This is a genomic window from Psychrobacter sp. FME5, from assembly GCF_014861375.1.
Taxonomy (GTDB): Bacteria; Pseudomonadota; Gammaproteobacteria; order Pseudomonadales; family Moraxellaceae; genus Psychrobacter.
The window spans coordinates 1-13,311 of the sequence record NZ_RRYX01000015.1 but is presented as its reverse complement, the minus strand read 5'-3'; the positions used below and the strand labels follow the sequence as shown (position 1 = coordinate 13,311).

Here is a 13,311-nt window from a genome sequence, read left to right as displayed (position 1 = left end):
CGCTGTCCTTTAATTAGCCTTTAGCCTACCACTGAGCCCATCTGGAAGATTGGTAAGTACATGGCAATGACCAAGCCACCGATTAAGACCCCTAATACCGCCATAATTAGCGGTTCCATCAAGCTGGTCAGACCATCGACGGCGTTATCGACTTCGTTTTCGTAATAGACGGCCACCTTATCTAACATTTCTTCCAAACTACCAGATTCTTCGCCGATACCGACCATTTGAATAGCCATGCTGGGGAATAAATTGGTTGAGCGTATAGAAAACTGTAATTGTTGACCGGTAGCGACGTCGTTTTTAATTTGCTGAATCGCGTTATAAAACACCACATTATTTGCTGCACCAGCCGTAGAATCCAAAGCATCAATAAGCGGTACGCCAGCGGCAAAAGTCGTAGACAGCGTACGAGCAAAACGGGCAATGACCGCTTGATAAGCAATGTTGCCAAAAATTGGGGCTTTTAGCGCAGCACGGTCTAAAAAATCGCGAAATTTCTTAGAGCGCTTTTTGGCTTCTGAAAAACCAATAATAGTGCCGCCAATAATAATAAGTAAAAGGAACCACCATGCCTGCATCCACTCAGACATACCCACCACCATTTGGGTAAAAGCAGGTAGCTCTGCACCAAAAGATTCAAATAATCCAGAAAATACAGGAACTACTTTGACCAGTAGAATAATGGTGACAATGATAGCAACCACGATGACCGCTATAGGATACTTCATGGCTTTTTTAATTTTCGCTTTGAGTAATTCGCTTTTCTCTTTATAGGTCGCAACCCGCTCAAGCATGGTTTCCAAAGAACCGGACTGCTCACCAGAATCGATAAGAGAGCAAAAGAGATCGTCAAAATAGCGTGGATGCTTACGTAATGCCGACGCAAAGGTGCCACCGGCTTCAATATCCGCTTTTATTTGCAAAACTAGCTCTTTCATACTAGGGTTATCAAGAGAATCAGCAACAATCTCAAAGGACTGTGTCAATGGTACGCCTGCTTTCATCATGGTTGCCAATTGACGGGCAAAAATAGCAATATCAATAGGCTTAATAGATTTTTTAAAGGTATATAAGGGCTTTGGTTTTTTCTTGATGCCTTTGACCGTAATACCTTGCTTGCGTAGAGTGGCTTTCGCCAGCTCCAAACTACGACTGGTGGTTTCACCCTTCACTTTTTGTCCGCGGCGGTTCACCCCATCATAGACAAAGTCTAACAACATATCGGTCTTAGCTTTTGCCATGTGACTACCCTCAAAAATTATCTAATTAGATATTGCAAGTATATAAATAATGCCTAGCTAATAATAGCTGGATTACTCTATTTTAGCGCAAAAAACCAGTGTCCATCTGTTTTATTTTTAATTCTGTTCAGCAATGGTTATTGCTGGCTTATAATAATAAGGCGCCTGACGGTTTAGAAGATATTATTCGGAGGTGACACGCATCATTTCTTGAATACTGGTCACGCCTTGCAACACTTTCAAAATACCAGAGCGACGTAGGTCTCGAAAGCCATTTTTGAGAGCCGCATCTTTGATATCTATGGCGTTTCCGTCTTCCATAATAATTCGTGAAATATCTGAATTGACTTTCATCACCTCGTAGATACCCACACGCCCTTTATAACCTTCACGGCATTCATTACAGCCTACTGGCTCATGAATGATATTATCTGGATTGTCTAAGTCGGCATCGGTGAAACCAAGCTCAAGCAGACTTTGTCGTGGGATGGTAATCGGTTTTTTACAGTTTTTGCATAAACGCCGCGCTAGCCGCTGGGCAATGACCAAATTCACTGACGTTGCGATGTTAAAGGAAGCCACGCCCATATTACGCAAACGCGTCAAGGTTTCAGGTGCGGAGTTGGTGTGTAGGGTTGACAGCACCATATGTCCTGTCTGCGCCGCCTTTATCGCAATTTCAGCGGTTTCAAGGTCACGAATCTCACCAACCATCACGATATCAGGATCTTGGCGTAAAAATGACTTAAGAGCAGTGGAAAAATTCAGTCCCACTTTCGGGTTGACGTTGACCTGATTGATCCCTTCAAGGTTAATCTCAACTGGGTCTTCAGCGGTTGAGATATTAGTATCACCCGTGTTAAGTATATTGATACCCGTATATAACGATACGGTTTTACCAGAACCTGTTGGACCCGTAATCAGTAGCATACCTTGTGGTTTGTGTAGCGCTTCTAAAAACATCTCTTTTTGATCAGGCTCATAACCGAGTGCTTCAATGCCGAGCATCGCCGATGATGGATCTAGGATACGTAGGACCAGCTTTTCCCCAAATAGGGTAGGCAAGCAGCTAACCCGAAAATCGATGGCTTTATCTTTGGATAACTTCAGTTTGATACGTCCATCTTGCGGGACACGGCGCTCTGAGATATCCATTTGTGACATCACTTTTAAACGCGCTGCGATTTTCCCTGCAAGTTGTACGGGCGGGTTGGCCATTTTTTGCATCACCCCGTCGACCCGAAAGCGAACGCGATAGGTTTTTTCATAGGGCTCAAAATGCAAATCAGAGGCGCCCATGCGTATGGCATCGACCAGCATTTTATTGACGAATTTGACGACTGGTGCTTCTTCTACACTATCGGTAAGCTTAGTTTCACCTTCTTCATCGGCTTCTTCGCCGTCTTCCAAGCCAACGTTGAAGTCACCGTCAGAGAAACTATCAAAACTTTGCATGGTATCGGCGTAAAGACTTTCGATGTGCTTTTTGAGCTTATCTTCTTCGACGACAACCGTTTCAATAGATAGGCGGGAATTAAAAGCAATCGCATCAATGGCATCTATACGTGTCGGATCACTTAGAGCGACAAATAAGCGCTGACCGCGCTTAAAAATTGGCAAAGCATTAAATTTTCGAACGATTTTTTCGTCGACTAAGTCTTTTGGGATAACATTGAGGTTTAATGCATCAAGGTCGAAAAGAGGGTCGCCAAAGGCTTGTGACAGCATCTGAGCCAGTTGTGAGGCTTTGGCCATCTTATTGTCTACTAAGTATGGTACCAGCCCTATTTTTTGCTGCTGCGACTCGGTTTGCGCGGTTTTCATGTTCGCTTCGCTGACAACCCCTTCATTGATAAGTTGTTGTGCTAAACCACCATACTTATTGGTTGTAATAGACATTATGACCTCTCCTTAATACCAACTATTTTGTGTATTTACCTAGGGGTTATATAGCCCCTATCTAAATAACCCCTATTTATATAACCTTTAAGAGTCACGTGTTTTTATCAATAACAGCACTGTCGCCATTTTAGTTTAGCGTACTATTTATAGTGATGCTTTTTTATGAATAGGCAGTGTTTGGTTTTCTATCAATATAATATAGGACTTTACTTCACTTTGAAGGCTTTATTTTAAAGGCTGTATATAGACCATTAAATGGATAGTTGGTGAAAATATATCAATAGCGCAAGCACAGCGTAAAAATATAAAACCAGACTACAATCAGACCTAAATAAAATAAATACTATAACGCGCTATTAGAATAGATTTTGCTTGCTATGCCTGCGTAGATGGAGGTTATGAAAAATTAATCTCAGCAGTGCTATAGCCTTTTAAAGGTGAGTCAACTATATATAGCTGTTTTCTATCAATGCCATGGTCGGCTATTTAACCCACCCTAACCGTAAAGCTCTGTTTTGATTTGGGCAGCACTATACTATAGCACTTGTGAATTATTTGTTATACTGGCGCGCATATCAGCCGCATTGGCATGAATACATGAGACAAGGTAGATAGGTATGCAAGCTTGGGTAATTGGCAATTGGAAACAAAATCCAGCAACGAGCCACGACGTCAATGTGTTATTAGACGATTTATTGGTGGCAGTTGATGCCGAAAAGCAAGCCGCTATAGAGGTATCGAAACGATGCACGTTAATGGTGGCGCCAAGCTGTATTCATCTGGCGGCTGTGAATGCACGTTTAAAAGGCAGTTCAATACTTAGTGCGGCTCAAGATATCAGCGCTCACAGTGCGAGCACTGGCGCGTATACGGGTGATTGCTCAGCGCAGCAAGTAGCAGATACTGGCGCAACGTGGACGATACTTGGACACTCTGAGCGCCGTCAATACCATAACGAATCTAATGATAGCCTAGTAAAAAAGCTGACGCATGCACTGACGCAGAACTTAGGCGCGATACTTTGTATTGGGGAAACCCAAGCGCAATACGATGCTAAGCAAACGCTTGACGTCATCGATACCCAGTTATCGGTTATTAAAGACTTGCTTGCCCAGCAGCCAGACCTGATAGCATCATTACCTGAGCGCCTAATCATTGCTTACGAGCCAGTCTGGGCGATTGGCACTGGCAAAGTACCGACCGTGGCTGAAGTCAGTAAAACCCACCAGCATATTAAGCAAAAGATGGCCAGTTTTGCCGAAGCCATTGATTCAATGACTGTTTTATATGGAGGTAGTGTCAATGCTGATAATGCCGATAGCTTTGCCTCAGATCCTATGATTGACGGTGCATTGGTCGGCGGCGCTTCATTAAAGGCCGAAAGTTTTTTGATGATTGCCAAAGCCTTTAGTAGTGCAAATATTTAGTTAATATAAGCAAAATACAGCTAATAAATATCTCATGCGTATATAAAATGTCTTTATCAGTTGGCAAAAGTAGGTTTAACAGTGCCCTTGCAATCGTGTACAATGCGCCTTATTTAACACAATCGAATTGGCGTTATTGCGCGCTAATTGCTATCACCATTAACCTTAAGATTTATTTTCCGTTATCAGTCGTCATTACGCGGCAAAAGAGGCCACCATGTTTACGTTTATATTAGCCCTGCACATTATCGTGGCGATTGCCATGATCGGCTTGATTTTGATACAGCATGGCAAAGGGGCAGACGCTGGGGCTTCGTTTGGTGCTGGCTCTTCAGGCACTGTATTTGGTGCAGCAGGAACGGCTAACTTCTTGACGCGTGCGACTGCGGTGCTTACGGTCATATTTTTTATCACCAGTATGACTCTTGCGGTTCATGCTCGTAAGCAGGCAGAAGATCAGTTTCGTTTAGATGCGCCGGTTTCAGCACCACAAACACCACGCCCTTTGACTCAAAACCCTGAATAGTTATTTTTTCGTAAGCGTTTTTGAATAGGCAACGCTTGCTATTTTAAGGCGTTAGATTTACAATGCTTTTCTGTTTTTACAAGTCTTTGTCTATTGGTGCCTACCTTAAAGCATCTATTAAAATAGAGTAAAGGTTAGAAAACAGAGCAGTGAGAAGAATGCGATTGTGGTGGAATTGGTAGACACGCCATCTTGAGGGGGTGGTGGCGCAAGCTGTGGGGGTTCAAGTCCCCCCAATCGCACCAAGTTTTGAAGTATTAGTTTTTTAAATTGATATATTTCAAAGTATAAAGCTGTTAAGGTAGTATCGTATTAAGAGAGTTGATCGAGTTAAATACTTTATTTTAAATTATTTTTAAATAAGTATTGACACTTCTATAAAACCTCCCTATAATACGCGTTCTAGATTGATGCGGGGTGGAGCAGTCTGGTAGCTCGTCGGGCTCATAACCCGAAGGTCGTTGGTTCAAATCCAGCCCCCGCTACCATTTTTTATACTGATGTATTGCACGCTAAATTTGTCAGTACCGATTAGCCCACCATTATGTTTGTGGGTTTTTTTGTATCTGATGATTGGCGTTATCGCGGTATCTATCCTACTTATGCTAAGCTCTAGGCCTATAGAGTACGACGCCATTTATGGTAGCTTGTTATTACTCGTCGTCATTAGAGTGACGTTTCTTAAGCAAACTATTTTTTAGTACTCTTTTACTCCTCACTCTTTTATCGATAGTACTGCTTTATGAATAATAAAAGCATGGTTTGGCTGAGCTTGATGTTTTATACGCTCATCCTCATATAAATACACAGCGTCTCTATGATAATGGCCTATATAATAATGATAGGTTTGTGATTTAAAAATAAAACAATGACAGTGTCTCTTATGGTTAAATAAATACTATATGATGGCAGAGATAAGCAAAGACTTTAAAACAGTTTATTAAGTACGATAGATAAGTGAATAGGAAAATATAAATAGATTATGAAGCTTTCGACCAAAGTTGCAGAACTGACCAATATTATTGCCCCTGCCGTCGCCGCTTGTGATGTGGCATTGTGGGGCATAGAATTCGCGCCACAAGGCAATCGCTCTTTATTACGTATTTATATTGAGGCGCTGCCAGAAGAGCAAGCCCAAGATAAGCACGTGACCATCGAAGACTGTGCTGCGGTGAACCATCAAGTGAGCGGTATTCTTGAGGTTCATGATCCTATCGCTGGTGAGTATATTTTAGAAGTGTCTTCGCCAGGTTTTGACCGTGCTTTTTTCTCAGATGAGCAGATGCATGCTTATGTGGGTCAAACCGTGAGTTTGCGTTTAATACAAGCGATTGGTGATGGCGATCAAAAACGCCGTAAAGCCACTGGTACTCTAGATAATATTGATGCAAACACCTTGAAATTGACGTCAAGTGATGGTGAACAGTTTGAAATTGCGTTAAGTAATATCGATAAAGCCAATTTGGTTTATGAAGATGCTTAATCTTTAAAACTTTACTCTCTAATAGCTTACTCTTCAAATAGCGTAGTCTCCAAATAGCTTAGATAGCTTACGGTGAAAATATATAGCAAGTCATAAATTATAAAATTTAAGTCAATTAAAAAATGATAGGACAGGTATAGTATGAGTCGTGAAATCTTAACGGTAGTAGAAACTGTCAGTAATGAAAAGGGCTTAAATCCTGAAGATATCTTTGAAGCCATCGAAGACGCTTTAGTGGTATCGACGAAGAAAAAAGTATATACCGAACAGCCAGAAGTGGCCGTACGGGTTGCCATCGACCGTACAACGGGCGATTACGATACTTATCGTTACTGGACAGTGGTTGCAGATGAAGATCACGAAATGCCTGCCTGTCAGTTAGCAATTACTGACCTTGATCAAGATGAATGGTCTATTGGTGATGTTAAAGAAGAGCAAATCGAATCGATTGAGTTTGGTCGTATTGCGGCGACTCAAGCCAAACAAGTTATCATTCAAAAAATTCGTGAAGCTGAGCGCGCGCTCGTAGCTGATGCTTTTGAGCCACGTGTTGGTGAGATGATGTACGGCGAAGTCAAAAAGCAAACTCGTGATGGTTATATTATCGATTTAGGTGACAACGCAGAAGGTTATCTTTCACGCGATCAGATGTTGCCACGTGAGCAGCTGCGTGCAAAATCGCGCATCAACGCTATCTTGTATCATGTGAATCGTGAAAACCGCGGTGCACAGCTATTGTTGTCACGTACCCATCCTGAGATGCTTTCAGCCTTGATGCAAAAAGAAGTGCCTGAGATTGCAGAACAAATTATTGAAATCCGTAACGTCGCTCGCTTGCCAGGTACTCGTGCTAAAATAGCGGTGAAGACTAACGATCATCGTATCGACCCTGTTGGTGCTTGTATCGGTATGCGTGGTACGCGTATTCAAGCGGTACAGCAAGAACTTGATGGCGAACGTATTGATGTGGTGGTGTGGTCAGATGATCCAGCACAATTCATTATCAGTTCTTTAGAGCCAGCTGATGTCAGCAGTATTATTTTAGATGAAGACATGCAGATGGCCGATATTATCTTTAGTACCAACGATCAGTTGGCGCGCGCGATTGGCTCACAAGGTCAAAACGTCCGTTTGGCGTCCGAGCTTACGGGCTATAAGCTTAATATGATGCTAGAAGAAGAGTATCAGCAGCGTCAAGAAAACGAATCTAAAGCATTCATCGAATTATTCTATGAGCGTTTAGAGGTGGATCGCGACCTAGCGCATGCGCTTGTTGATATTGGTTTTACCAGTATCGAAGAAGTGGCTTATGTACCAGTCGAAACCTTTTATGATATAGAGGGTTTAGATGATGAAGCGATTGATATGATTCAAGAGCGCGCCAAAGAAGTGGTCATTGCAGATGAATTATTTAAACAACAAAACATGAAAGAGCCAAGTCAAGAGTTACAAGATCTTGAGGGTATGACCGTCAGCTGGGCTTATAAAATGGCACAAAAAGACATCATCACCGTTGATGACTTGGCAGAACAAGCCGTCTTCGATTTAGAAGATATCGAAGGATTAGATACTGAAACCGCAGGAAAACTCATCATGAAAGCTCGGGAATCTTGGTTCAATGAATAAGCGGTGACTGCATATCGCTGTCTTTTGGTGATATGCTATCGATAATAAAGTGTTGGTATGATTGCAATACAAATACCAGCCTTACCCCAATCATTTGTAGCCAACAACTGAATTGAACATATAGCAAATAATAGACAGTAGGTGATATTAAATGGCAGATAAGACCGTCAAAGAACTGGCAGATATGGTAGGCAAAACTACGAGTGCTGTACAACAGCAACTGGTAGATGCTGGACTGCCTACTCGCGCAGAAGATGACTTAGTTACTGAGGTTGAGCAAGAAAAACTGGTGACGTATTTAAAACAAAGTCATGGTCAGCAAGAAAAGCGTCGTATTAGTCTGAAGTCTAAGACAACTAGCACCGCGCGTGTGACCGGCTCTTCAGGAAAATCTAAGAGTGTCAATGTTGAAGTGCGTAAAAAGAAAGTATTCGAAAAGCCTGATCCAGAGAAAATGGCTGAAGAATTGGCTGCGCGTGAGCAAGCGATGATTGAGTCGCAAGAGCGTGCTGCTAAAGATGCTGAAGAGCGTGCTGCCACCAAGAAAAAATCTGAAGAGCGTCAAGCAGCAACCTTAGCTGCGATGCGTGCAAGCTTAGGTTCTAGCAAAAAATCAGACGACAAGAATGACGATATCTCAACCTCAGTGGTTGTGAAAAAAGGTGGTAAAGCCGCTGTTGAAGTTAAGCCAAAAGAACAGCCGAAGAAAAAAGTCGCTGCAACCAAACCAAAAGTTGAAACGGCAGCTGAGCGCAAAGCTCGCGAAGTACGTGAAAAAGAAGAGAATCGTTTACGTCAAATCGAAACAGAAACTCGTCAAGCCCAAGCGAAAGAAGCGCAAAAACGTACGCTTGAGCAAATGCGTAAAATGGCGGGTCAATATACGGATCAGCCTGCTGCTGAAGTTCGTAAAGACGAGCCACTGGCAGAAGGTCTAGTCGGTGATGCGTTAGAAGAATCATTTGAAAAGGAACGTCGTGAAATCAAGCGCGGTGCAAGTAGCACTGGAGCTCGTGGTCGTCGCCGTAAGAATCAAGATGAGCGTGAAATCAAAAACCGTAAAAATGGTTTACGTTCAAGTCAGTCGACACAGCATAAGTTTGAAAAGCCGCTTGATAAAATTATTTATGATGTTGAGATTAGTGAGCAAATCACCGTAGCAGATCTCGCGCAGCGTATGGCGGTTAAAGCTCGTGAAGTGACTAAATTGCTGATGAAAATGGGTGAAATGGCTCGTGAATCAGATATGATTGATCAAGCAACAGCCAGTCTACTTGTTGAAGAGATGGGTCACAACCCTGTACCAGTCAGCGATACCAAAGTTGAAGATGATCTACAATATGCCGTTGATGAGCGCAGCAGTAATATCCAAACGCGTCCACCAGTGGTTACTATCATGGGTCACGTTGACCATGGTAAAACATCACTACTCGATAAAATCCGTGAAACTAAGGTTGCGACTGGCGAAGCGGGTGGTATTACCCAGCATATCGGTGCTTACCATGTAAAAACAGATCGCGGTGTGATTACTTTCCTTGATACCCCAGGTCACGCAGCTTTTAGTGCCATGCGTTCACGCGGTGCCCAAGCGACAGATATCGTCGTAATCGTTGTTGCTGCTGATGACGGTATGATGCCACAAACTGCAGAAGCGATTGATCATGCTCGCGCTGCTGGCACACCTATCATTGTTGCTATCAACAAAATGGATAAGCCAAGTGCTGATCCGGATCGTGTCCTAAATGAGTTAACCACGAAAGAAGTGGTATCAGAAGAATGGGGCGGCGATACCCCAATGGCGCGTATCTCAGCCAAAACTGGCGAAGGTATCGACGAGCTATTGGAATTCATTAGCCTCCAAGCTGAATTGATGGAATTAGAAGCACCATTAGATGGCGCGGCGCAAGGTGTGGTCATTGAATCAAGACTTGAGAAAGGTCGTGGCCCTGTTGTTAGTGTTCTAGTCAAAAAAGGTACCTTAAAGCAAGGTGACTTGGTCTTAGCCGGCGAACATTATGGTAAAGTTCGTGCGATGACTAATGAGAGTGGTCAGCGTATCAAAACTGCTGGTCCTTCTATCCCTGTGGAGATTTTAGGTTTGCCTGAAACGCCAGCGGCTGGTAGTGAATTCTTAGTCGTAACGGATGAGAAAAAAGCTCGTGAAGTGGCGGACTTTAGAACCAACCGTGAGCGTGAGCGTCAACTTGAACGCCAGAACGCCATGCGTTTAGAGAGTATGTTCGATCAGATGGAACAAGGCGATGTATCATTCTTAAATATCGTATTGAAAACAGATGTCCGTGGTTCACTTGAAGCATTACTTGCTGCATTGAACGAGCTATCAACTGATGAAGTAAAAGTCAGAGTGATTAGCTCCGGCGTTGGCCCTATCTCTGAATCGGATGTCACTCTTGCAGAGTCGAGCGAAGCAGTACTATTAGGCTTCAATGTCCGAGCAGATGCGACCGCCCGTCGTAAAGCTGACGCGGCTAATATGGATATTCGCTATTACAGTGTTATCTATGGCTTGATTGATGATGTTAAAGCAGCCATGAGCGGTATGCTCGCGCCAGAACATCGTGAGAAAATCTTGGGTGTGGCGGATGTTCGTGAAGTATTCCGCTCTAGTAAATTTGGTGCAGCTGCTGGTTGTATGGTGGTTGAGGGTACGATTTATCGCAACAAACCTATCCGCGTCTTACGTGATGACCAAGTTATCTTTACTGGCCATTTGCAATCATTGCGTCGTTATAAAGAAGACGTCAATGAAGTACGTACTGGCATGGAATGTGGTCTTGCAGTTCGTGGCTACGATGTCGAAGCGGGTGATAAAATCGAAGTCTTTGAAATCCAAGAGTTCGCACGTACTATCTAAAGTTACTGTTTAAAACGAAGACAGTTGGTTATGTAACTTGCTTTATTAAGCATCACATAAATAACCAGCTATCTTATGAATATTCAGCTGTACTTAGGCCTAACAGGTACATCCTGCTAGGCCTTTTTTGACAACTATTAGTCTTCAAATTTACAGTCTTCAAATTTATTGATAAACAAATATGTTAGTTAATTAATGAATGAAGACGAGCCATATAAAAAATAAGGTAATAATATGAATCAACGCTTACAACGTTTGGCTGATCAAATTCAGCGCGAGCTTGCGGTCCTCATTCGTGACGAAGTCAACGATCCTCGTTTAACAGGTTTTGTCACAATCTCTAGTGTTAAGGTCAGCCCAGATTTAGGCTATGCTGATGTCTACGTCACCATCATGGAGCCTGAGCTTAATGATGCTATGACCAAGACCAACCACGAAGAAAGCATCAAAGTACTCAATAAAGCCGCTGGGTTTTTACGTACGGAGTTGAGCCACAGCCTGAAAACACGCACCACGCCGCGCTTGCGCTTTCATTATGATGAAGTCACCGCTCGTGGTAACTATATGATGGACTTGATTAATCAGGCGGTCACCAAAACTGAGCAAAACGAGAACGATGAGTAAGAAATCAAAGAGTAAAAGCCATTATGTCTATACCACCCAATCAAGCTGACAAAAAAGCCAATAAGATGGCTGATAAAATAAAAGTCTCTGGTGTTATCTTAGTGGATAAGCCTAAAGGTATGACCTCGCAGCAAGTGGTGTCAAAGGTGAAGTATCTGTTTAAATCACCGATACACGATAGCAAAAAAGCCGGTCATACGGGTACGCTTGATCCCATGGCAACGGGGCTACTGCCTATTTGTATGGGTGAGGCGACGAAGTTTAGCCATTATCAACTTGATGCGGACAAGTCCTATCAAGCGACTATTTTACTTGGTAGCCAGACAGATACAGGTGATGCCGACGGGCAAATCGTAGCACAAGCACCTATTCCAAAATTTGACGATGCGCTATTAGACAAGGTTGCCCAACAGTTTTCGGGTGCCCAGCAGCAGATACCACCGATGTATTCTGCCCTAAAAAAAGATGGCAAAAAACTATATGAATATGCTCGTGCTGGTATCGAAATAGAGAGAAAGCCAAGAGATATTATTCTCAAGGCGATTAACCTCGAAGCCATCGATGATACGCAGATTCAATTGACAGTCACTTGTACCAAAGGCACTTACGTGCGCGTACTGGGTGAAGATATCGCTAAAGTAATGGGAACGCTGGGGCATTTGACTGCGTTACGACGTACGCAAGTTGGCAATTTCAACATTGAGGAAGCGATTGCTTTATCAGCATTAGAAGAGATGGCTTTAGACAGTCGACAGTCTCATTTATTAGCCATTGACGCTTGCATTGATATCGATGCTGAGCTGACATTGACGACTGAACAGTGTGCTCGCGTGCATATGGGTCAGCGCCTAAACGTATTTGAACAGCTGACGGAAGATATCAGAGGTTATATATCGGAAGTTATTAACCAGTCGTCTAACTCTATAAGTGTAACCAATAGTCAGAATGATAAAGTCCAGCCATTGGAACATGAAATACCCGTAGATATTCGCTTAATAGACGAGCAAGGTTGCTTTCTTGGGTTGGGTGCGGTTAGTCTTAATGGGCGATTGCAGCCTAAAAAACTGATTCAACGTTAGTCTTGCGGTGTTAAAACTATATTCTGTTTATTGCTTCTCAGCTTACTAACAGTTTACACTAATCACATATCGTCACATTTTATTGCAGGTTTCACCTATGGTGGAACCTGTTTTTTTTGTACATTGGTTAAGTCAGCTAGGGAAAGCTAGACAAAAATAAAAAATAAGAAAAATTATAATAACTTAGATTAACATACCAAGTGCAACGCTAAATTATATTATAGAACACCTGATTGGGCGTTTTAAACCCTAATCGTTTTCTTGGTCTGTTGTTTAGTTTATTCTCAATGTCCTGTATCTCATTATCAGAGACTTGTCTAAAGTCACAACCCTTAGGCAAGAACTCTCTGATTAAGCCGTTAGTATTCTCGTTGGTTCCTCGCTGCCATGACGCATAAGCATCGGCAAAGAAGAAGGAAGTAAAGAGCTTTCGTTTCACCTTCTTATGCTGAGCAAACTCTTTACCATTGTCAGAGGTAATGGTCTTAACCTGCAACCTCACTGGTTTTAGGATACCTATCATTG

Annotated in this window: 10 protein-coding genes and 2 tRNA genes; 9 read left to right on the top strand and 3 right to left on the bottom strand. The window is 42.7% G+C overall.

Going from position 1 to position 13,311, the window contains the following annotated elements:
• Positions 1 to 20 precede the first annotated feature (20 nt).
• Together EI161_RS03855 and pilB are read right to left on the bottom strand one after the other, a co-directional pair.
• Entirely contained in the window at positions 21 to 1,244 is a 1,224-nt protein-coding gene (locus tag EI161_RS03855) for a type II secretion system F family protein (protein WP_192529029.1), read from the bottom strand.
• 183 nt (positions 1,245 to 1,427) lie between these two features.
• Entirely contained in the window at positions 1,428 to 3,143 is a 1,716-nt protein-coding gene (pilB, locus tag EI161_RS03850; protein ID WP_192529028.1) for a type IV-A pilus assembly ATPase PilB, read from the bottom strand.
• A gap of 620 nt (positions 3,144 to 3,763) precedes the next feature.
• Between pilB and tpiA the strand changes: the two genes are divergently transcribed.
• The 9 genes from tpiA to truB all read left to right on the top strand — a co-directional run bounded on the left by tpiA (position 3,764) and on the right by truB (position 12,786).
• Positions 3,764 to 4,573, top strand: a complete 810-nt coding sequence (tpiA, locus tag EI161_RS03845; RefSeq protein WP_192529027.1) for a triose-phosphate isomerase — start codon at positions 3,764 to 3,766, stop codon at positions 4,571 to 4,573.
• A gap of 217 nt (positions 4,574 to 4,790) precedes the next feature.
• Positions 4,791 to 5,099 (top strand): preprotein translocase subunit SecG, encoded by a 309-nt coding sequence (secG, locus tag EI161_RS03840; protein ID WP_021814138.1) that lies wholly within the window; start codon positions 4,791 to 4,793, stop codon positions 5,097 to 5,099.
• 160 nt (positions 5,100 to 5,259) lie between these two features.
• Positions 5,260 to 5,344: transfer RNA gene (locus EI161_RS03835), tRNA-Leu, on the top strand.
• 166 nt (positions 5,345 to 5,510) lie between these two features.
• A tRNA-Met gene (locus EI161_RS03830) sits at positions 5,511 to 5,587 on the top strand.
• Positions 5,588 to 6,081: 494 nt separating this feature from the next.
• Positions 6,082 to 6,582, top strand: coding sequence for a ribosome maturation factor RimP (gene rimP, locus EI161_RS03825; RefSeq protein ID WP_192529026.1), 501 nt, complete (start codon positions 6,082 to 6,084; stop codon positions 6,580 to 6,582).
• 141 nt (positions 6,583 to 6,723) lie between these two features.
• A complete protein-coding gene (gene nusA / locus EI161_RS03820) occupies positions 6,724 to 8,208 on the top strand; it encodes a transcription termination factor NusA (protein ID WP_192523413.1) in 1,485 nt (494 codons plus the stop codon).
• 151 nt (positions 8,209 to 8,359) lie between these two features.
• Positions 8,360 to 11,083 carry a translation initiation factor IF-2 gene (gene infB / locus EI161_RS03815; RefSeq protein ID WP_192523414.1) on the top strand — a complete coding sequence of 908 codons (2,724 nt, stop codon included), beginning with the start codon at positions 8,360 to 8,362 and terminating at the stop codon, positions 11,081 to 11,083.
• A 234-nt stretch (positions 11,084 to 11,317) separates the two neighbouring features.
• Positions 11,318 to 11,707: a ribosome-binding factor A gene (locus EI161_RS03810; protein WP_192529025.1), complete on the top strand. Its 390-nt coding sequence runs from the start codon at positions 11,318 to 11,320 to the stop codon at positions 11,705 to 11,707.
• Between the two features lie 23 nt (positions 11,708 to 11,730).
• Entirely contained in the window at positions 11,731 to 12,786 is a 1,056-nt protein-coding gene (gene truB / locus EI161_RS03805; protein WP_192529024.1) for a tRNA pseudouridine(55) synthase TruB, read from the top strand.
• Between the two features lie 208 nt (positions 12,787 to 12,994).
• Here truB and EI161_RS03800 read toward each other — a convergent pair.
• Positions 12,995 to 13,311 (bottom strand): IS30 family transposase (locus EI161_RS03800; RefSeq protein WP_192529023.1); only part of this gene is annotated, 317 nt, incomplete at its 5' end.